The 20,198-nt window shown below is 71.2% G+C and carries 17 protein-coding genes; 8 read left to right on the forward strand and 9 right to left on the reverse strand.

Annotation, left to right across the window (positions count from 1 at the left end; genetic code table 11):
* Nucleotides 1-2 precede the first annotated feature (2 nt).
* Nucleotides 3-1,283, forward strand: a complete 1,281-nt coding sequence (locus JYJ93_RS09870; protein WP_206788542.1) for an insulinase family protein — start codon at nt 3-5, stop codon at nt 1,281-1,283.
* 9 nt (nt 1,284-1,292) lie between these two features.
* Here the strand turns inward: JYJ93_RS09870 and JYJ93_RS09875 are convergent, their stop codons facing one another.
* The 3 genes from JYJ93_RS09875 to JYJ93_RS09885 form a co-directional block, all read right to left on the reverse strand.
* Entirely contained in the window at nt 1,293-2,573 is a 1,281-nt protein-coding gene (locus JYJ93_RS09875; protein ID WP_206788549.1) for an amidohydrolase family protein, read from the reverse strand.
* 103 nt (nt 2,574-2,676) lie between these two features.
* Nucleotides 2,677-4,614, reverse strand: a complete 1,938-nt coding sequence (locus JYJ93_RS09880) for an FG-GAP-like repeat-containing protein (RefSeq protein WP_206788551.1) — start codon at nt 4,612-4,614, stop codon at nt 2,677-2,679.
* A gap of 143 nt (nt 4,615-4,757) precedes the next feature.
* On the reverse strand, nt 4,758-6,389 hold the full coding sequence (locus JYJ93_RS09885; RefSeq protein ID WP_206788553.1) for a cell wall anchor protein: 1,632 nt from the start codon (nt 6,387-6,389) through the stop codon (nt 4,758-4,760).
* Between the two features lie 163 nt (nt 6,390-6,552).
* Here JYJ93_RS09885 and JYJ93_RS09890 point away from each other — a divergent pair, with 163 nt between their 5' ends.
* Nucleotides 6,553-7,143: a DUF938 domain-containing protein gene (locus JYJ93_RS09890; RefSeq protein WP_206788555.1), complete on the forward strand. Its 591-nt coding sequence runs from the start codon at nt 6,553-6,555 to the stop codon at nt 7,141-7,143.
* A 45-nt stretch (nt 7,144-7,188) separates the two neighbouring features.
* On the opposite strand, the gene JYJ93_RS09895 is transcribed toward JYJ93_RS09890, so the two are convergent.
* Together JYJ93_RS09895 and JYJ93_RS09900 are read right to left on the reverse strand one after the other, a co-directional pair.
* Nucleotides 7,189-7,758, reverse strand: coding sequence for a hypothetical protein (locus JYJ93_RS09895; RefSeq protein WP_206788557.1), 570 nt, complete (start codon nt 7,756-7,758; stop codon nt 7,189-7,191).
* 176 nt (nt 7,759-7,934) lie between these two features.
* Nucleotides 7,935-8,693 carry a DUF1338 domain-containing protein gene (locus JYJ93_RS09900; RefSeq protein ID WP_206788559.1) on the reverse strand — a complete coding sequence of 253 codons (759 nt, stop codon included), beginning with the start codon at nt 8,691-8,693 and terminating at the stop codon, nt 7,935-7,937.
* A gap of 109 nt (nt 8,694-8,802) precedes the next feature.
* Between JYJ93_RS09900 and JYJ93_RS09905 the strand changes: the two genes are divergently transcribed.
* A complete protein-coding gene (locus tag JYJ93_RS09905) occupies nt 8,803-9,387 on the forward strand; it encodes a hypothetical protein (RefSeq protein ID WP_206788561.1) in 585 nt (194 codons plus the stop codon).
* A 24-nt stretch (nt 9,388-9,411) separates the two neighbouring features.
* Here the strand turns inward: JYJ93_RS09905 and JYJ93_RS09910 are convergent, their stop codons facing one another.
* Together JYJ93_RS09910 and JYJ93_RS09915 are read right to left on the reverse strand one after the other, a co-directional pair.
* Nucleotides 9,412-10,959 (reverse strand): hypothetical protein, encoded by a 1,548-nt coding sequence (locus tag JYJ93_RS09910; RefSeq protein WP_206788563.1) that lies wholly within the window; start codon nt 10,957-10,959, stop codon nt 9,412-9,414.
* 138 nt (nt 10,960-11,097) lie between these two features.
* Nucleotides 11,098-13,851, reverse strand: a complete 2,754-nt coding sequence (locus JYJ93_RS09915) for a M16 family metallopeptidase (RefSeq protein WP_206788565.1) — start codon at nt 13,849-13,851, stop codon at nt 11,098-11,100.
* Nucleotides 13,852-14,124: 273 nt separating this feature from the next.
* Here JYJ93_RS09915 and JYJ93_RS09920 point away from each other — a divergent pair, with 273 nt between their 5' ends.
* The 3 genes from JYJ93_RS09920 to JYJ93_RS09930 are packed head-to-tail and all read left to right on the forward strand — an operon-like array spanning nt 14,125 to nt 15,919.
* Nucleotides 14,125-14,664 carry a hypothetical protein gene (locus tag JYJ93_RS09920; protein WP_206788567.1) on the forward strand — a complete coding sequence of 180 codons (540 nt, stop codon included), beginning with the start codon at nt 14,125-14,127 and terminating at the stop codon, nt 14,662-14,664.
* A gap of 48 nt (nt 14,665-14,712) precedes the next feature.
* Nucleotides 14,713-15,309, forward strand: coding sequence for a hypothetical protein (locus JYJ93_RS09925; protein WP_206788569.1), 597 nt, complete (start codon nt 14,713-14,715; stop codon nt 15,307-15,309).
* Between the two features lie 31 nt (nt 15,310-15,340).
* The gene (locus JYJ93_RS09930; RefSeq protein ID WP_206788571.1) at nt 15,341-15,919 is read left to right on the forward strand and encodes a hypothetical protein; all 579 of its coding nucleotides are present in this window, start codon (nt 15,341-15,343) and stop codon (nt 15,917-15,919) included.
* Nucleotides 15,920-15,926: 7 nt separating this feature from the next.
* Here JYJ93_RS09930 and JYJ93_RS09935 read toward each other — a convergent pair whose 3' ends face one another.
* On the reverse strand, nt 15,927-16,679 hold the full coding sequence (locus JYJ93_RS09935; protein ID WP_206788573.1) for a ferritin-like domain-containing protein: 753 nt from the start codon (nt 16,677-16,679) through the stop codon (nt 15,927-15,929).
* Nucleotides 16,680-16,744: 65 nt separating this feature from the next.
* Entirely contained in the window at nt 16,745-17,668 is a 924-nt protein-coding gene (locus JYJ93_RS09940; protein WP_206788575.1) for an AraC family transcriptional regulator, read from the reverse strand.
* Between the two features lie 156 nt (nt 17,669-17,824).
* Here JYJ93_RS09940 and JYJ93_RS09945 point away from each other — a divergent pair, with 156 nt between their 5' ends.
* Nucleotides 17,825-18,565, forward strand: coding sequence for an SDR family oxidoreductase (locus JYJ93_RS09945; protein ID WP_206788577.1), 741 nt, complete (start codon nt 17,825-17,827; stop codon nt 18,563-18,565).
* An 87-nt stretch (nt 18,566-18,652) separates the two neighbouring features.
* Nucleotides 18,653-20,170 (forward strand): hypothetical protein, encoded by a 1,518-nt coding sequence (locus tag JYJ93_RS09950; RefSeq protein ID WP_206788579.1) that lies wholly within the window; start codon nt 18,653-18,655, stop codon nt 20,168-20,170.
* The last annotated feature ends 28 nt before the right edge of the window (nt 20,171-20,198 follow it).

The following is a 20,198-nucleotide window of genomic DNA, read 5'->3' on the forward strand; positions in this document are numbered from 1 at the left end:
CCATGCATCGCCCCTTCTCCTGGAAGCCCGCCCTGCTCGGGCTGGTGCTCCTCGCCGCGTCCCCGTCCGCCGCCGCGGCGCCAGCCGTCACCTCCGAGATGTTGGTGGATGGGACGGAGCTGCTGCTGGTGCCTCGGCCCACGTCGGACACCGCGTCGCTGCGCGTGGTGGTGCGCTCCGGCGCCTCGCATGATCCACCGGGCAAGGAGGGCCTGGCGCACCTGGTGGAGCACCTGGTGTTCCACGGCAGCCACGACCTGGCGGGCCCGGAGCTGCGCGCGCGCGTGGAGGCGGCTGGCGGCACGTTGAATGCCCACACGATGTCGAACGCCACCGTGTACATGCTGGATGCGCCCGCGAGCGCGTTCGTCCCATTGGCCCGGGACGTGCTGCGCATGGTGACCAGCCCCATGCTCCCCGGCGGCAAGCGGCTGGACCGCGAGCTGGGCATCATCCAGACGGAGAGCACGTACCACTTCAAGGACTCGCTGCTGGGCAGCCAGATTGAAGGGGCCCTCTTCTCCAGCGTGTCCGCCGCCTACGCGCTCATCGGTTCGCGCGACTCGCGAGGCCGCATCACGCGCGAGGACGTGCTGAAGTTCTACGCGTCGGAGTACCTCACCTCCAACGTCTCGCTCGTCTTCACGGGCGCCGTGGACGGCGAGGAGGCGCGCCGCCTGGTGGACGAGGGCTATCGGCTGGCGCCAGCCCTGGCCGAGGAGCGGGTGGCGCCCGCGCTGGAGGAGGCCGTCTTCCCGGTGGAGCAGGAGACGCGGGCGGACAACACCTTCGTGACGCTGGGCTACGCGCTTCCCCGGGAGGCGCGCGCGACGTGCCGGACGGTGGCGGCGCTGCTGGAGCTGCGGCTGCTGCTCGCGGTGCACGTGAAGGAGCCCATCGTCTCCGGCGTGGACGTGCGGTGCCTCACGCTGCGCGGCAACGACCTGCTCCTGGCGTTCGCGTACACGCGCTCCCTGGACGGCTCGTTCCTGCCGTCGCGGATGCAGGAGACCTTCGAGTCATTGGCGAAGCGTCCGCCCGCCGCCGCCGAGCAGAAGCTGTTGGCCCAGCGGGGCCGGCGTGAAGTGGACGGGCTGTCGAGCGCGGGCCCGGCGCTGGCGGATGCCCTGGCGGCGGAGGCCTCGGAGCCGCGCCGGGAGGGTGGCACGGACCTGGGCTTCCTCCAGCCGCCGCCCCCGCTCACGCCCGCGGTGCTCAAGGGCTTCGTTCGCCGCTACTTCGTGGAGGAGCGCTCCGTGCGCATCGTGAGCACGCCGCTCTGACGCTGGCTTTCAGCGCGAATACAGCGTGCCGCCCTTCATCACCCACCGCACCTGGCGCACGGCGCGGATGTCCTGCGTGGGGTCGCCCTCCACGGCGACGAGGTCCGCGAGGAGCCCGGCCTTCACCTGCCCGATGCGGTCCTCCCAGTGCAGCATCCGCGCGTTGCCGGACGTGGCCGCCTGGAGCGCCTGCGCGGGCGTCACGCCGCTCTCCACCAGCAGCTCCAGCTCGCGCGCGTTCTCCCCGTGCGCGAAGACGCCCGAGTCCCCACCCACGCACAGGGGCACGCCCGCCGCCAGCGCGGCCTTGAGGCCCTCGCGCTTCTTCTTCGCGGATTCGGGCTCCGGGTCCACGCCGCGCTTCCAGCCGCGGTACTGGAGCATGGCGTCGCCCGCCGCCAGCGTGGGGCACAGGAACACGCCCCGCTGGGCCATCAGCTTCCAGACCTCCGGCGTGCCGGCGTCGCCGTGCTCGATGCTCCGCGCTCCGGCCAGCACCGCGCGCTTCATGCCCTCCGGCGTGCTGGCGTGCACGGCCACCGGACGCCCGCCGCTCTTCGCCGTCTCCACGATGAGGCGCATCTCGTCCTGGGAGAAGGTGGGGAGCGCCTCGCCGCGCGGACCCCAGCGGTAGTCGCCGTAGACCTTGATCCAATCCGCGCCGCGCCCCATCTGCCCGCGCACCGCGCGCGTGAGGCCGTCCACGCCGTCCGCCTCCTCGGCGCCCTGGGGCACCGTCCATTCGGAGGCGAAGCCCTTGGGGCCGTAGCTGCCGGTGGCCACCAGCGCGCGCGTGGTGACGACCATGCGCGGGCCCGGGATGATGCCCTGGTCGATGGCCTGCTTGAGGCCCACGTCCGCGTCCGCCGCGCCCTCCGTGCCCAGGTCGCGCGTGGTGGTGAAGCCCGCCAGCAGCGTCGCCTTCGCGTGGTTCGTGGCGCGCGCCACGCGCAGCGCCAGGGGCTCCTTGAGCACCTGGTCGTTCCAGTTCGCCTCGTTGTACGGGTGCAGGAACAGGTGCGAGTGGCCCTCGATGAGGCCGGGCAGCAGCGTCGCGCCGGGCAGGTCGATGACCTCCGCGCCCTCCGGCGCCTTCACGCCCTGCGCGGGCCCCGCGGCGACGATGCGCTCGCCGGTGACGACCACCACCCAGCCCGTGTGAGGCTTGGGTGTGGTGCCGTCGAAGACGCGCGCCGGGCGCAGCACGTAGGAGCGGGCAGGGGCCTGGGCCCGCGCGGACGCGGCCGCGAGGACCCCGGACAGGACGGTGGCGAAGAGCAGGGCGCGCATGTGGGGGCGCAGTCTGCGCGCGTCGCCCCGTCCAGGGCCATGGGTTCGTGGGGCAGGGGGCGTAGAGTGCCTGGCTTCGTGCACGCCGTCCCGCGTGCTGGCGTCAAGGGGCCAGCGCGCGGAACACCTTGGTGTCGCCGTCGTAGTTGCCGGGGTTCCAGTACACCTTGTCCGCGCCGTCCCGGCCGTCGATGTCCGCGAAGAAGAAGTCCGTGTTCTCCGAGTTGCTGAAGCCCGTGTTGTCCATCACCGGGCTGCCCGCGAATTGGGTGCCGGTGCTCGGGTACACCTGCATCCGGCCCTCGCGGAAGCCCGGCCGCCAGAAGACCTTGTCCGCCTTGCCGTCGCCGTCCACGTCCGCGAAGTAGAAGCGGGACGTGTCCACGCCGCTGGTGCCTGCCTCGTGCAGGAAGAACAGCGAGAACGCCCCCGCGCCCGTGGAGCGGTACACGCGCGTGCGGCCCCCCTCCTGGTCCGGATTCCAGAGGATGCGGTCCGCCTTGCCGTCACCGTCCACGTCCGCGAAGTACACGCGGGTGCCCGCGCTCGTGTTCGCGCCCGTCGTGCTCGTCACCGCGGCGCCGAAAGACACCGTGCCGTTGCACTTCGACACGAAGGTGTCGAAGGCGCCGGACCTCTGCGTGGGGTTCCAGCGCACCAGGTCCGCGCACCCGTCACCGGTGATGTCCGCGAAGAAGAAGCGCGTGGCGTCGCTGGTGCTCGCCGCCTGGGTGACGGCCACGCGGTCGCCGAAGGTGCCGTCACACTTCGCGGGGTAGACGCGCAGCTCGCCGTCCCCCAGGTTGGGCCGCCAGAGGACCTTGTCCGCGCAGCCGTCGCCGGTGACGTCCGCGAAGAAGAAGCGCGTGGTGGCGACGCCGCTCGTCGCGCCCGCGTTCTTCACCGCCGTGGCGAAGCCGCCGTCGCACTTCGACTTCGCCACCCACGTCTCGCCCTCGCCCACCGAATAGTTCCAGGTGATGCGGTCCGCGCAGCCGTCGCCGGTGACGTCCGCGAAGAACAGCTGCGTGCTGGTGGACGTGCCGTTGGGCGTGGGCGAAAGGGTGGAGCCCGCGTTGAAGAGGGACGGGCGGATGGTGGCGAGCACCGGGTAGTGGTCCGATGGCGTGAGGCCGCCGCTCTCCGTCCGGTCGATGGAAGGCGCGGACGAGGTGAGCGCGCCCCCGTTGTGGAAGATGTAGTCCAGCCGCTGGTACTTCGTGGACGTGGATCCGTTCCACGCGTTGTTGAACGTGGCGTCGTCCTCGCCCGTCACGCCGTCGAAGCGCGCGGTGCGGAACAGCCGGGCCCCGGCCTCCAGGTCCGCGATGGTCGTCTCCCCTGGCGTGTGCTGGCCCTGCGCGTCGGAGTTGAAGTCCCCCATGGCGATGACCGGCAGGCCCCCGGGCTTCGTGGCCAGGAACGACGCCATCTGCTCGGCTTCCCTGAGACGCCCCAGCGAACACTCCGCCGCGTAGGCGAAGTGCGTGTTGGCCACGAAGTACACTTGGCCGGACGTCAGGTCTCGCAGGCCCACCCACGCAATCTTCTTCCCCTCCGCGTGGCTGAAGCACGTGGCGCTGGAGGCGTAGGGGTTCACCAGCGCCTCGTTGCCCTGGCCCACTTCCGGGGCCAGCTCGAAGCGGCTCTTCTTGAAGAAGATGAGCTTCGGGCTGCCACCGCCCGGGTTGTAGACACCGTAGGGCTTGTCCGTGCCCGTGAGCCCCGCGATGAGGTCCGCGGGGATGCTGGGCCCGCCCGAGGGCGCCTGGGCCTCCTGCACGCCGACGATGTCCGCGTTGTTCGCGAGGATGCGCTGGAGGACCGCCGCCTTGCGGTTGGGCCACGCGCGCACGCCCGTGTCCAGCGGACCCCGCACGTTGTACGTCATCACCCGGAACGCTTTATGGCCTGTCGCCGCCAGCGCCCGCGACTGCCCGGCCGGCGCCTCGGGGACGGGCCGCGCGTCTCCGTCCGGCCCGCAGGCCAGCAGCGGTGTGAACAGGGAGAGCAGCACCAGACGGGAACAGAAGCTTCGCATGGATGCGATTATACAAGTAAAACGAGAAATAACATAAAATCCATCCAGGCCCGTGGCTGTGGCGTGGACGTCTCACGGCGCACGAAAGGCCGCGCCCGGCCCGGAAGCCGGACGCGGCCTGGGGATGAACCGCGAGGGGCGTGCTACTGGCGCACGACGCGCTTGAGCCGGAAGGGCGAGGGCGACTCGCTCATCGTGTAATAGGCCGTGCCGGTCGGGTCGTACTCGATGGCCTCGCCCTGGCCCTCCACGGTGTCCGTCAGGGAGACGGGCGTGGCGGCGAACGCGGTCTCGAAGGCGGCGCCGGTGGCGGCGCGGAACTCATACACCTTGCGGTACGTGCGCAGGATGAAGCGGTTGGCGCAGGCGTGGATGGCGCCGGACGTGGCGGCCCCGTAGTTGGTGTCCGTGGTGGTGGGCAACGGGAGGTTGGCCACGAACACGAGCGTGCTCAGGGTGCCCGGCGCGGGGAGCGGCTGGGGGAACTTGTAGACCTTGCTCGCGCCCGAATAGGACTTGGTGACGATGTAGATGTCGCCCGTGGTGGGGTGGACCATGAGGGTCTCGGCGTCCTTGGGCGTGTCCGGGTACTGGAAGGGGAAGGCCTCGGCGGTGAGGTTCCCGCTCGTCTGGCCCGCGCCGATGTTGGGCTCCCGGATGCGGTAGACGGCGAAGGTGGACGGCGGCGTGGGGAAGTTGGCGCTCGAGCGGCCGATGTCGCCCATGTAGATGCACTGGCCCGCGGGGCAGGGGCCGGTGGCGACGTCCTCCCAGTCCGCGGGCGTCACGTTGGACACGGTGAAGGTGCCCTTCGTGCTCGCGTCCGCGGTGCTGATGGCCACGATGGCGGTGGTGTCCTCGTTGTGCGCGTAGAGGACGCCTGACGTGAGGCGGCTGGCGGCCAGGCCCGACGGCTCCACCAGCGCGGTGGCCGTCACGGTGCCCTGGGTGGTGTACGCGGTGGAGAAGGTGTCCCCCACGGAGCAGGGGATGGTCGCGTTGGCCTCGCGCAGCGTCACCACCTGCGCGGTGTTCGTCTCCGCGTAGGGGGACGAACCGTTGAACGGCCCCTGCGCGCCCGCGGCGCCCAGGTCCTTGTGGGCCACGTTGTAGATGAGACCGGTGGACGAGGACACGAGGCAGGTGTCCACGGGTTCGGTGAAGCCCGCGGGCGGGACGATGGGGCTCGCCGGGCACGCGGAGCCGGTCCACAGCTGCGAGCCGAACCACACCGCGACGCCGTTGGAGGTGCTGGTGGAGAGGGCGGGCGTGTTGAAGCTGGCGGTGAGGCCGTTCTTCTGACCCGTCTGTGCGTCGACGGGGTTGTTCGTGTCCGCGCCGGAGAACGCGGAGATGCTGCCGGCCATGTAGCTGGCGATGTCGAGGGTGAACGCGTACGAGGACGGCTCGGACGCGGTGGCGACCTTGTAGAAGATCCACGCCTTGATCTGTGACGCGCTCTGGTCCGAGCGCACGAACTCCCAGCCCGCGGGCGGCGTCGCCACCGCGGCCACGTTGTTGCGGTTGATGATGCGCGCCAGCAGCACGTCACCCGCCGCCGTGCCCGTGGGCTTCGCGATGCTCAGCGACGTGCGCGTGCTGCCCCCCGCCGTGGCGCTGCTCCGGTACGCGATGGTGGACACCGCCTGCCGCGCGGTCGCGACCTCCTGCTCGGGGAGCGAGGGGGCGTCCGCCTCCATGGGCCCGCAGCCCGCGAGCGCGAGCAGGGACATGGAGCACAGCATGCGTGAAACATTCCGGTTGAAGAACGTCAAGGTCACTCCTGCCTGGGGGATGAGGCGCGTCGAGGCAGGAGGTTTTCGAAAAGACCCGGAAAGTGTTGCGGATTCCATGCGGGGCGGCCGTCGTGTTGGCTGTGATTGCAATCTTCCGCGAGCGGCCTTTTCTCGCGTGCGCGGGTGTGGAAGAGGGGAGGGCATGAAGCGTCACGCCCCGGCCACCGAACGCAACCGCGAACCGCTCCTCGCCGTCCTCCGGGAGGTGCTGCCCACGGAGGGCACGTTGCTGGAGGTGGCGAGCGGCACCGGCCAGCACGCGGCCTTCTTCGCGAAGGCCTTCCCGGAGCTGACCTGGCAGCCGACGGACGGTGACGCGGCGTCGCTGGAGAGCATCGACGCGTGGCGCGTGGCGGAAGGGCTGGCCAACGTCCTGCCCGCGCGCGTGCTGGACGCGAGCTCGGACGCATGGCCGGTGGAGCACGCGGACGCCATGCTCTGCGTGAACATGATCCACATCGCGCCGTGGACGGCCTGCCAGGGGTTGATGCGGGGCGCGGCGCGGGTGCTGCGTCCGGGCGGACGGCTGGTGCTGTACGGCCCCTACTTCGTGGAGGGGAAGGAGACCGCGCCGAGCAACCTCGCCTTCGACGAATCGCTCCGCGCGCGCGACCCGTCCTGGGGCGTGCGCGAACTGGGCGCCGTCACGGCCGAAGCGGCGCGCCACGGGCTCCTGCGCGAGCGCGTGGTGGAGATGCCGAGCAACAACCTCACGGTGGTGTTCCGCCGGTAGGGCCACCACCGGGACGGCGTTCGCCACGCCGTCCCGGCGCGTGGGCTACATGCCGGGGCAGTGACCGCCCTGCATCTGACGCGCGGTCTCGTGGACCTCGTCGATGAGCTGGCGCTTCTGCATGTGGTCCTGCGCGGAGTAGGTGACGGTGATGCCCTCCGGCGTGTCCGTGGCCACGACCGTGGAGAGGACGGAGGGCGCCCCGGCCATGCCCTGGTTGCCAGCGCCACCGGTCCCGCTCTCGTCGCGGCCAGACTGGATCTCCGTGGGGGTGTCGCCCAGGTCCTCCTCCTGCGCCAGGTCCAGGGGCGTCTCCGCGCTGTTGGTGCGCTTGGACTGCTCGTCCAGCAACCGCCGGGCGCGCGTCTGGAGGTCGGACACCTGTGACGGGTCGGACGTGGTGAACACGAGCGCCACGCCGTCGGACGTGTCCTGCGTGTGGACCTGCGCGCCCGGCACGGACATGGGGCAGCGCTGGTCCCCCGTGGACGACATCTCGGTGGCGGACATCGGCCCCTTGGAATCCTCCTTGTGCATCCCCTTCTTGGAGCAACCCGCGGAGAAACAAAGCGCCGCGGTCGCGGCGAGCATCAGCGGAAGTCGGGACATGGGCATGGTGTGCCCTCCTCTGTCGTGGGTTCGTCGTGCGGCAAGGTGGCGAGGTGCCCCAGCCCTCGCAACTCGTCCTCCACGCCGCCCTGCCTGAAGGCCCCACCCCGGGGATGGACGGCTCCATCGCACAGCGGACACGCGCACCCCCGCGGACGGCGCGGCGGCGGCCGCCACCCGCCTCAGCCCCGCTTCGTCATGTCGAACAGCGCGCGGGCCTGCGGCCCCAGGAACCCGTCGAACCCTCCCGAGCGCTGGGCGATCTCGAAGTACGCATACGGCCATGCGCGCGTGCCTCCGCCCCGGAGCGTCAGGGGCAGCGGGGCCGCGTGCGTGGCCGTCTGTCTGAGGGACGTGCCGGCCTCGCCCTCGATGTCCGCCTTCATGGGCACGCCCGCTTCGCGCATGCGCCGCTGCCACGCCTCCACGTCGTCCACCGCGCCGGTGAAGTGATTCACCTTGCGGCCGAAGGCCAGCAGCCACGCGCCGTACTGCGTCTCCTTCTCCAGCTCCAGCAGCGCGGCCTCCTCGGGAGGCTGCGGCGCCGTGAACCACGCCGCGAGCGCGTCCACGTCCTCCGGCGGCGGCGGATCCACCGGTAGCGCGGCGAGCAGTTCGCGGGCGCGCGGTGAGAGCTCCTCCTGCTTCAGCTCGGACAGGAAGACGCGCGGCAGTCCGTCCGGATGCGACAGGTAGATGGCGGACAGGTGCGCGTCCGGGAACGTGTACGCGCCGGCTGGCTTCCACCCGAACCGCTCGAACACGCGGGAGAAGAGGGCGATGCCTCCCTCCGGCCGCGCGAGGGTGCGGAACGCGACGTGGTCGTTGCGGAAGTGGCCCCCGGACAGCGTCACGAAGGTGCGCGCGAAGGGGACTTCGGAGGCGTAGCGCTCCCACAGCAGGTCCAGGAGCCGCGAGGCGTCGGAAGCGGAGGTCGTCATGACCGGCAGTCTACGCCGTGCGCTCCCAGGCTTTGAGCGCCGTCCGTGAGCCGTATTAACAAGCGGAAGCCCGCTCAGGGCGGAAGCGCTGAATACACGGAGACAGACGATGAACGCGATGAAGCTGGGCCTGCTGGCCCTGGTGTCCGGACTGCTGCTGGCGTGCGGAGGGGCCGTGGAGACTGAGACGGCCGCGCCCGAGTTGGCGCGTCAGGAGAAGGCCCTGTGCGGTTCCTGCGGCGACTTCATCTGCGACCCCGCGACGGAGAACCCGTTCAACTGCCCGCAGGACTGTGGCACCGGCCCCACCTGTGGTGACTCCGTGTGTTGCGACGGAGAGACGCCGTCCAGCTGTCCGCAGGACTGCCCGTACCTGTCTGACTTCTGCTACGTGACGCCCATGGGGTTCGCGTCCGCGTCCGCCGCCGGCCTGTGCGCCGTGTGCGGTGACAGCTATTGCGACCCCAGCGCGGAGAATCAGTACAACTGCCCGCAGGATTGCGGCAGCCCCGGCGGCTACTGCGGCGATTACGTGTGTGACCCGGGCACGGAGAACGCCTTCAACTGCCCGAGGGACTGCGGCGGCGGGCCTGTCTGTGGCGACAGCGTTTGCTGCGACGGGGAGACGCCGTCCAGCTGCGCGCAGGACTGCCCGTACCTGTCTGACTTCTGCTACGTGACCCCGGCGTACTGAGCCCACGGGGGCACGCGGTGGGCTTCAGCGCAGCTCCACCGTGAGCCCGCCGAAGGTCATCTGCTCCGGGTGATCGTTGTCTCCGGAGTGCGTCATCGGCGCGTCCGCGAGCCCCACCGCCACCAGTGAGTCCTCGTCCGCGTCCACGCCCAGCAGGTGGAAGTGCCGGCCCTGTCCCTCGGGGCCGGCCTTCCGCGTGCGCACCGTCTGGCCGTCGGTGGACGCGAGCGCGAGCAGGGCCCCTGCGCCGCGTGAGATGCTCATCCCTCCGTGCCACCGGTCCCAGCCGGATGCGCCCACGGCGATGAGCCCCGCGTCCGTCCAGCGCAGCGCGGAGAAGTGGTCCGCGCGGCCCGTGTCCACGCGGTGCTCGAAGCGCAGCGCGCCCGAGTCGAGCGACAGCACGCCCAGATATCCGTCATAGGGCGTCATCCGGTCCTCCGCGCCCGGCGCGGACGGGTACCAGGCGATGGTGCCCTCCGAGCCCTCCGTCACCACCGTACCCGCGAGCGCCACCTCCCCGTCGCGCACCGCCATGTCGAAGACGACGAACTCCGCCGCCCGGGCGGGGACGAAGACGTGCGTCCCGATGCGCGTCCCCACCGGCGTGAAGGCCGTCAGGGCGAAGGGCTGCCGTTCGGTGTCCGCGGGCGTGGTGACGTCGTCGCCGGAGCGGCAGTGCACGGCGGTGAAGTCATTGAACGTGCGGCTGGAGGCCAGGCAGCGGGAGCTGTTCCAGGTGCGCCCCACCACCAGCCGCCCATCCGCGTCCACCGCGAGCAGCGGCCGGAGCGCGGCCTCGCGCCAGCGGAACTCGTCGTAGGCCCAGGCGGCCGGCTGCGTGGAGTGGCGTCCGTCCACGACGCGGGTCCACTGCTCGGTGTAGCGCCCGTCCATCCACTGGAGCGTCATCAGGCCTGACGCCAGCTCCGGGGTGGTGGGTCCGCCTTCCGGGACGGCCACGAGCGACAGGAAGGCCACGGCCACGTCCTCGCCGCGCGCCTCCGTGCGGAGCCAGCCGTCGGTGAGGGCGTGGATCCAGGGCGACTTCATGCGGAACGCGGGGGAGGGGAGGGTGTCTCCCAGGTCGGCGCCGGGAACCGTCGTGGGCGTGGGCAGGGGCTGCCGTGACAGCACCTGGCCTTCGGTGGACAGGCGCACCAGGTCGTAGGCCTCCGCTGTCGCACCGGTGCGCTCGACGCCCAGGGTGACCTCCCCGGACGGATGCACGGTGAAATCGCTCAGATGGTCACCGGCCGTGGCGTCGAACCGCCACAGCCGCGAACCGTCCGGTGCGGACACGGTGAGCCTGCGGGTGTCCCGGCCTTCCGCGTCCCGCGACGTCTCCAGTACGAAGGTGCGTCCGGAGGCTCGCCGCACCTTGAGGCCCCCGAAGTCCGCGCGCGCCAGTGTCTGGGTGGAGGGCGTGCCCTGTTCGAACGCCCGGGTGAGCCCGGGCACCGCACAGTCCGTGTCCTCGCACGGGGACGTGGGCCCGTCCGTCCCGTGGCAGGCGGCGGCGCCCCACGACAGCAGGGCGCCCAGCAGGTACCGCGTCCGGCGGAGGTCCATGACTCGCATGCCTCCTCATACGGAGGCACGCGGCCCGGCGGGTCATGCCCTCCGGACGCGAAGCCCGGGACCGGTGGGCGGCGGGCCCCGCCATCGGCTCCGTGGACGCGTGCCGCGCCCACGGAGGGCCGTCCTTCGCTACGGCACCGACACCGCCTGGAGCGCGGCGCGGCTGGGCTGCTCATCCCCCGTGACGCTCACCACGAGGCGCTGGAGGCAACCCGCGAACTCCTGCTTCAGCGCGTCCGCCGTCACCGCCTGGAGGTGCGCGGGGCGCTGCGCCACCGACTCCACCGGGAAGCCCCGCACGCGCGCCTCGAGCAGCGCCTCCACCCACGCATCCGTGGAGATGAACGACACCCCCTGCCGCGCCAGCAGCCGCGCGCGCGCATGCGCCAGGTCCCTTTCGGACACCTCCTTCGCGAACGCCGCCAGCGTCTCGCGCAGCGACCCCACGCCCTCGCTCATCCGCTGCGCATCCAGGCTGCCGCCCAGCAGCAGGTGCGCCGCGCCGCCCCGGCCAATCCAGGGCTCGGCGTTGAAGCCGTAGGACGCTCCCGTCCCGGAGCGCGTCCGGTCGTAGGCCTCCACCTCCAGCAGCTCCGCCATCAGCGCGTAGCGCGCCTCCAGCTCCGGCGTCGCCGTGGGCAGCCGGCAGGCCACCTGCACCTGGCCCTGCGTGGCCCCGGGGCGCGCGGTGAAGAGCGTGCTCACCTTCGCGGACGCGGCGGGCAGCGCCGGCGCGGGCGGCACGGCCACCGGCTGAGGCTTGCCCCTGCTCCAGTCACCCAGGTACTTGCGCACCAGCGGCTCCACGTCCTTCACCTCGAACTCGCCCGCCACCACCACCGTCGTGTTGCCCGGGCGGTAGACGTCCTCCAACCACGCCTGCGCCTCCGACCAGGACACCTGCCCCATCTGCGCCCCCGTGGCCTCGTTGGCGTAGGGGTGCGTGCCGTAGAGCGCCTGCATCAGGTTCCGGTGCGCCAGCACCTCCGGCCGCGTGTCCACCGCCTCGCGCCACGGCTGCACCTGCTCGCGCCAGTAGCGCACCACGTCCTCCGAGGTGCGGGTGCTGGACAGGTCCTCCGCGAGCATCGCCAGCATGTTGCCCACGTTGCCCGCCGTGCCGGCCATGTCCACGCGCACGTGGTCCAACGCCGTGCGGGTGGACTCGTGCAGGCCCCAGTCGCTCGGGCGGCCCTCGAAGTGCGACTCGCGGAAGGAGCCCCACTTCGCCAGGTCCGCCACGCCCGGCTTCACCCCGTGCGCCGTCCCGCCGCCCATCGCCGCGCCCACGCGCACCACCGGCAGTCCCGGGCGGGGCACCAGCAGCACCTCCATGCCGTTCTCCAGCTTCAGCACCTGCACGGGCGCCGTGGTGGCCGCCAGCATGGACGGCGTGACGCGCTCGCCGCCCTCCACCGCGGGCTCGCCGCCCGGCAGCTTCGCCAGCGTGGGGAGCGCCGTCTGAGTGCCGCTCTCTCCCGGCCGCACGAGGATGGCGTGCGCCCGGTCGCGCTGGAGCCACTGGTAGGCAAAGTCCGTCACCTTGCTGCCGCCCAGCCCCATCAGCGCCATCTGCGAGCGCGTATACGAGCGCACGTCCGTGGTGAAGTGGGTGAGCAGCGCGCGGCTCCGGGTCCGCGCCAGCAGCCGCTCCGACTCCAGCACCATGTTCGTCACCACCTGGCGGCGCAGGGCCTGGAAGTTGAACTCCTGGCCCAGCACGCCGCTGGCCTCGATCTCCCCGCTCCAGGTCTTGTGCACCTGGTCCAGCACCTTCTCCGCCGAGCGCTCCGGGTGGTCCCCGCGCGACAGGTGCACGCGCACGATGAGCAGCGACGCGCGCGTGCCGGGCACCAGCCCCGTGGAGATGCCCGCGATGTCGCCATCGCTGCGCACCGCCTCCCAGAGGTTGTTGTCCAGGCTGACGCCCACGAAGTCATGCAGGGCGCTGGCCTCGTCGAAGGCGCGCGGCAGCACCCAGGACAGGTACAGCTCCGGCGACGGCACCGCCGCCGCGTACACCGGCATCGTCTTGCTGACCGGCGCGGCCGCGGGCTCCGGGCGCTTCGCGGGCATGCGCGTGTCCAGCGCCAGCGGGGCGCCCGTGCCCACCCACGCGGGCGGCAGGTTCTGCATGAGCGTGGCCTCCACCTCCGCCAGGTCCACGTCCCCGGAGATGACCAGGGTGACGTTGTCCGGGCGGTAGTGGGCGCGCGCGAAGCGGTGCGCGTCCGCCAGGGTGAGGGCGGACAGCGACTCGTGCGAACCCACCACGGGCCGCGCGTACGGGTCTCCCGCCGGGAACGACGCCGCGTGCACCCAGCTGAACACCTGGCCCACGTAGCCCGTCTCGTTGCGCTGGCGCAGCTCGTTGCGGACCACCTCGCGCTCCACCGCGAAGACCTCCGGGCTGACGTTGGAGAGCGGCGACGACAGCCGCTCCCCCTCCAGCTTCACCAGCGCGCCCAGCGACTCCTTGGGCGCGAGCTCCTCGTAGGCGGTGTAGTCCAGGCTGGTGCTGGCGTTGGAGTGCCCCGCGCCAGAGGCGTTGAGCCGCGCCTGCACGGAGGGGCCGTTGGCGGGGCGCGCGCGGAAGGCCAGGTGCTCCACCAGGTGCGCCAGCCCCTCCTTGCCGCCCGGGTCGCTGGAGCCTCCCGCGCCCACCACCGCGACCACCGCCACCACGGGCGCGCGCGCGTCGCGCTCCACCACCACGCGCAGGCCGGACGGCATGCGGAAGTCACGCAGGGGGAAGGACACGTCGCGCATGACGACCTGCCCTCGCGGAGGAAGCGTGGCGCACCCTCCCAGGGTCAGGGACAGGGAGGTCAGCGCGGCCACGGCCAGGCGCGAGGCGCGGACGGAACCCGACAGGAAAGACATACGACTCCAGGCACGAACCCGGAGGCAGCCCACGAAGGGCCCTCGGCCCCACGCCTCCCCCCGGGCGGGAAATGATGGATGTGGATGGTGGAACGACCGGGGAGACAACGTCTGACCGGAGCGGGCCGCGAAGGGCAAAGCCAGACGGCGACAGCCTCATAGCATGCTCACCCGTGGCGCGTCATCCCACCCTCCGTGTCGGCAGGGGATGACAGGAATTACAAGGAGCCCGGGCTCAGCCGTGTCCACGGTCCTCCGGATAGGATGAAGGCCATGTCCCTTCCGCCGCGCGTCGTGCCGCCGCTGTTGGCCTGCGCCCTCTGCCTCTCCTCCTGCCTCTGGGTGGACGACGCGTTCCCCAGGGCCACGGGGGAGTGCCGGGGAACGCATCAGGGGCGGCGCGTGCGCTGGCCCATCGAGGAGCAGTCCTCGCTGGTGCACCGCGCCGTCCAGGGCGAGCTGCCGGACACCTTCATCGACCTGGACTACACGCCGGAGGACGAGCCGGTCCTGGAGGGCTTCGGCGTGGACATCCACCTGGTGGAGGACGCCCGGGTGGAAGCGGACCGGACCGTGAACCTCTTCTCCCGGCAGGGCCGGCTGGTGCCCGCGGAGCCGTCGCTGGTGACGGCGTGGGTGGGCAACATCGGCGAGGAGACCGGGTACCTCTCCGTGCCCGGCGTTCCGTTGGAGGGCTCGGTGACGCTGGACGAGGTGTCTCCGTGGGCCGCGCAGGGGCGCTTCGTCTACCGCTACTCGGATGGCGGCGAGCTGACGTGCACCTTCGACGTCCTGGAGGCTTCCGAGGAATGACGCGGTGGGACTGACGGGACGGGTGGGGGCCCTGGTTAGGATGGGCGGATGCTCCGACCCTTGTTCCGCACCGCGCTGCCATGGCTGGCCTGCGCATGGTCCATCACCGCCTGTGATTCCGTTCCCAAGCCCGAGGGCGAATGCCGGGGCCCGTACGGCGACCGGAGCGTGGTGTGGCCCATCCACAACAATGCCGTGATGTCCGCGTACTTCATCCAGGATGGGGACCAGGGCACGCAGCTCCACCTGGAGTACTCGCCGGACGGCGCCCCGGAGTTGACGCACTTCGGGGTGAACGTGCTGATCGCGGGGGAGCCCACGGTGACCGCCGGGACGTGGACCGCGAAGCTCCGGCGGGAGGGAGACGCCCTGGTGCCCGAGGATCCGTCGCGGCTCCTCGAGTGGTACGCATTCCTCGGCCCCGGGCATCCAGGCTACCCCTCCGTCACCGGCGTCCCGGTGGAGGGAACCCTGACGTTGGAGCGGCTGGTGCACGGGGATGGCCAGGCCCAGGGCCGCTTCGTCTACCACTACGAGGACGGCGGCGAGCTGACGTGCACCTTCAACATCACCGACCGGTACTACACCGACGACGGCGATTGGCTGGACGGTGTCGGCGACGGTGACGACGATGACGATGACTGAGCCGCCCGGCCGGGACTGGTAGGCTCGAGCCATGGGCGTCCACGACTACCGATGCAGCGTCTGCGGTCCTCCCTCGTCGTTCGAGTGCGGTGAGAAGACCGGCAAGGAGTGCGAGGAGGAGGGCATCGGCAACGACGAGGCCCTCCTGGACCTGTTCTTCTTCGCCGCGGACGAGGCGCCGGAGGACGCGGACGCCTTCGAGGAGGCCCGGGGCCGCGCCCGCCGCACGCGGACGCAGGCCTACGGCTACGACTGGGGCGAGTGGGAGTTCGTCCCCAGCCTCAACTACCGGCAGCTGCTCATGGACGACGATGACGCCACGGGCGTCTGGCGCATCGAGCCGTACGAAGAGGACGTGAGCGACGGCAGTCCCGTCTCACTGGAGATTCCAGAGGGCGAGCGCGTCTGGGTGGTCAATTACTGCCCCGTCTGTCATCCGCTGTTCGCTGAAGGCAAGACGCCCCAGGACGAGCCCTGTCTGGAGTACCTCCGGGCCATCGCCGAGAACCTGGACCTGGACTTCGACGGCGTGAAGGGCAGCGCGGACAAGCCGGCCTTCATCGCCACCGTGCGGGAAGTCGTCGCCCGCAGGCGGCCCGTGTCCCGCTGAAGCGCCTTCAGCTGGCGGAGACCCGCGCGCCGGTGACGCGGACGTCGTCCGGCAGGTTGGCGACCCAGGTGGTGACCTCTTCCAGGTGGAGCGTCTCCTCGCGAAGGACTTCGCGGAAGGCGTCCACCAGGTCGGGCGGTCCCAGCTCCTGGGCCAGGTCCACGAGCATCGCCCAGCCGGCGTTGTTGAGGATTTCGGAGATGAGGACCGCGCGCAGCGCGTCCGGGAGCGTGGCGCACGGGTCGTCCACGGCCCGCAGCAGCCCATGGGGCCGCGGATCCGCGCTGTCCCCGTGCGCCATCAACTGGGGCGCGTCCATGCCGAGCCGGTAGATGCACTCGCGGATGAGGTTCAGGTGGTCCAGCTCCTGGTTGTGCAGCTCCACCAGCCGCTCCGGCGTGGGGCCTCCCGGGTAGCTGCCCAGGGCATGCGTCTTCACCAGCAGGCCCGCGTAGAGCCGGGAACTGGTCCGCTCGAAGGCGAGCCGCTCCCGCAGCTGCGCGACGAAGAGCAGGGGCGCGGGGCCCTCCACGGCCTGGAGCGCGGCGCCTACCACCTCCTGGAAGTCCGGCAGGTGCAGCTCGCCCAGGTGTCCCGCGATGCGCATGAGGTGCACCCGCAGGAACCGCACGGCGCTGCCCGAGGGGGGCAGGGCGGAGTCCCGGAGCGGCTCCTCGCGGGCCACCTGCTCCAGCTCCTCGGCGGTGAGCTGCGCCGCCGTGTGCTTCAGTCCCCAGTCTCCGCCTTCGCCAGATGACATCGCGCCCCTCCTGAGGGGGGCACAACGTGGAAACGATGCGCCAGGTCGGCCATCGGCCCCAGGGACTAGCGCACCGCCGCTGGGGCGGAGGCGAGCGACTCCCGCAGCCTCGCGATGTCACGTGAAGGTGGTGCACCGAACATCCTGCTGTACTCGCGGCTGAACTGGGACGGGCTCTCGTAGCCCACCGAGTGTCCGGCCATGGCCGCGTCCATGGCCTGGGCCAGCATCAGGCGGCGGGCCTCCTGGAGCCGCAGCTGCTTCTGGTATTGCAGCGGGCTCATCGCGGTGACGGACTTGAAGTGGTGGTGGAGCGCGGACGGGCTCATGTGGACGGCGCGCGCCAGCCGTTCGATGCGCAGCGGCGCGGCGTAGTGTTCCTTGAGCCAGTGGATGGCGCGGGTGACGGACTCGCGGCGGCTGTCCGCCACGGCGATGCGCCGCAGCCGTTCGGAGTTCTCGCCGGTCAGCAGGCGGTAGAGGATTTCGCGGATGACGAGCGGCGCGAGCACGGGGATGTCGCGCGGCGTGTCCAACAGCCGCACCAGCCGCGCCGTCGCGTCCAGCAGCGGCGCGCCCACCGGACCCAGGGCCAGGCCCCGGACCATGTCCGTGGGGCCGGGCGCGTCCAGCGCGGCCTCCATCATCAGGCTGCCCAACTGCCCGGGCTCCAGGTCCAACCGGAAGCAGAGGTAGGGCGCGTCCGCGGAGGCCTCCACCACCTGCCCCGTGACGGGCAGGTCCACGGACGCGACCAGGCACTGGTCCGGCCCATAGACATACAGCTCGTCGCCCAGGAGCACCTGCTTGCGGCCCCGCGCCACGATGCACAGCGCCGGCTCCTGCAGCGCGTGCAGGGGCGTGGAGGGCTGGGAGGCGCGGATGAGCACCATGCGCGGGATGGCCGTGGCGTGGATGCCGTCCGTGGGCGTGTGGCGCTCCAGCAGCAACGCCAGCTCGGACAGATGCGGGCTCAGGTCGGTCGGCATGCGCCTCAGTCATAGCGCCTGTGGAGCCGCGGTGCCCGTGCAGGAATGGGCAAGAGTCCGCGAGCATCCGGATACCGCCATCGCCGCCCTCTTTGAGAGGGTGTCCTCATCCCCGGCGCCCTCTTCGCGCCGGGCCCACGAGCGAGGACGCAAGCCATGACGACGGACATCCAGGGCAAGGTGGTGGCCATCACGGGCGCGAGCAGCGGCATTGGCGAGGCGACAGCCCGCCTGCTCGCCAGCCAGGGCGCGAAGGTGGTGCTGGGCGCGCGCCGGGCCGACCGGCTGGAGGCGCTGACGGGCGAGCTGCGAGGCCAGGGCGGTGAGGTGCGCTACCGGCCGCTGGACGTGACGAAGCGCGAGGACGTGGAGGGCTTCGTGGCCTTCACGCTGAAGGAGTTCGGGCGGCTGGACGTGCTCATCAACAACGCGGGGGTGATGCCGCTGTCCAAGCTGGAGGAGCTGAAGCTGGACGAGTGGAACCGGATGATCGACGTGAACATCCGGGGCGTGCTGCACGGCATCGCGGCGGGGCTGCCGGTGATGAAGCGCCAGAAGTCAGGGCAGTTCATCAATCTGTCTTCCATTGGCGGGCACTCGGTGAGCCCGACGGCGGCGGTGTACTGCGCCACGAAGTTCGCGGTGATGGCCCTCTCCGAAGGGCTGCGCCAGGAGGTGGGCGCGGACATCCGGGTGACGGTGATTTCGCCCGGAGTCACCCAGTCGGAGCTGGCGGACAGCATCAGCGACCCGGCGTCTCGCGAGTACATGCGCGAGTTCCGCAAGGACGCCATCCCGGCGGACGCCATCGCCCGCGCCATCCGCTACGCCATCAGCCAGCCGGCGGACGTGGACGTGAGTGAGATCATCATCCGCCCCACGTCGAGTCCGTACTGAGAGGAGATTGGCGGGGCGTCAGGCGTCGAATAGGGTGGGCGTCCCTTCCGAGGTATGCCCATCCTGAAACGTTCCCTGTCTGCCTTCATGCTCGGCGTCTGTCTCTTCACGCTGGGCGCCTGTGATTCCAACGACGAGCCCACCCCTGACGCGGGCGCCACCGTCGACGCCGGCTCGGACGCCGGGACCGACGCCGGCTCGACGGTCGTCATTCCAGAGGGCCATACGCTCCTGACGCCGTCCGCGACGGAGGTCCATTCCATGACCTGGGCCAGCGTGGAGACGCCGCTCCGGCTCGCCTTCGTGCCCAAGGCGGGGCACCACTACGACCTCATCGTCGAGACCGGCTCCGATGGCCACACCCTTCGGCTGCGGGACGCAGCAGGGACGTCGCTCGACTACGGCATGCCGAACCGGGGCGTCAGCTCATCCCCCCATGCGTGGCATTGGTCCGGGCTCACGGCGGGCGCCGTCCATACGGTGGAGGTCCAGTGGTACTCCGAGTACTCCGAGGCCCCCGTGGCGCCCTTCTCCTTCCGCTTCATGGACATGGGCCTGGACGACCACGGCGACCTGCTCGCCACGGCGACGCCCTACACGCCGTCGGCGCAGGTCCTGGTGGGGAGCGGTGAGCACTGGGGAGAGCGGGATCTGCTCTCCTTCCAGTCGGTGGCGGGCAACATCTACGTGCTCGATTGCACCTTCCCCACGCAGTTCTGGTACCAGGCCTTCCTCACCTCCAAGGGGAAGGTCCACGCGTACGCCGAGAACGGCGGCATCGAGCCGGGTTCGCGGGGACGCATCACCATCAAGGGCCTGGGGGGCCTGGCCTACGCGGAGATCAAGGACCAGGGAGAGGCCGGTGCGTCACAGCCCTACCGCTGCACCCTGAACGACCTGGGCGCGGAGGACCACGGGGACACCGTGGAGACCGCCACGGCGCTCCCGCGGGGCACCTCCTCCGTGTCCGGGAAGGTCGAAACGCTGACGGACGACGACGTCTTCTCCCTCGTGGTCCAGCCCGGCCATCACTACCGCGCCACCTGCACCATGGATGGCCTGCGGCTGTGTGACCTCTCCGCCGCCGCCCCCGGGGCTGCCTTCCACTCCTCGAATCCAATGGACCGGAAGCGCACGGCCTTCAAGGCATCCCAGGGCACGCACTTCGTGCGCATGCACAGTGAGGCCGGCCTCGCGACGGGGTGGGAGGAGGGCCACTACACCCTCCAGTTCGAGGACCTGGGCGAGGATGACCACGGCGACACCCTGGCCACGGCGACGCCGCTGACGGGGCCGGCGCAGACCGTGCCCGTCCGCATCCCGGACGCGGCCGACCGCGACTGGTTCTCCTTCCAGGCCGCCGCCGGGCAGCGCTACCAGTTCGGCTGTGATTGGAAGGACAGCCCGGGCCAGGTTCAGCTCTACCCGTTCTTCTACGACGCCCAGGGCAGCCGCTTCGAGCCTCTCCGCGAGCACGTGGGCGCGCGCTGGGTGTTTGCCTTCACGGCAGCCCACTCCGGCACCTACGGCATCGATGTGGGAATGGACTCCACGTTCCAGGCCCTGGAGGACTCCACCTGCCAGTTCGAAGTCCTGGCCCCCTGATTCAAAAGCGCCGCGGTCCCGGGACATC

The organism is Corallococcus sp. NCSPR001 (assembly GCF_017309135.1).
GTDB lineage: Bacteria > Myxococcota > Myxococcia > Myxococcales > Myxococcaceae > Corallococcus.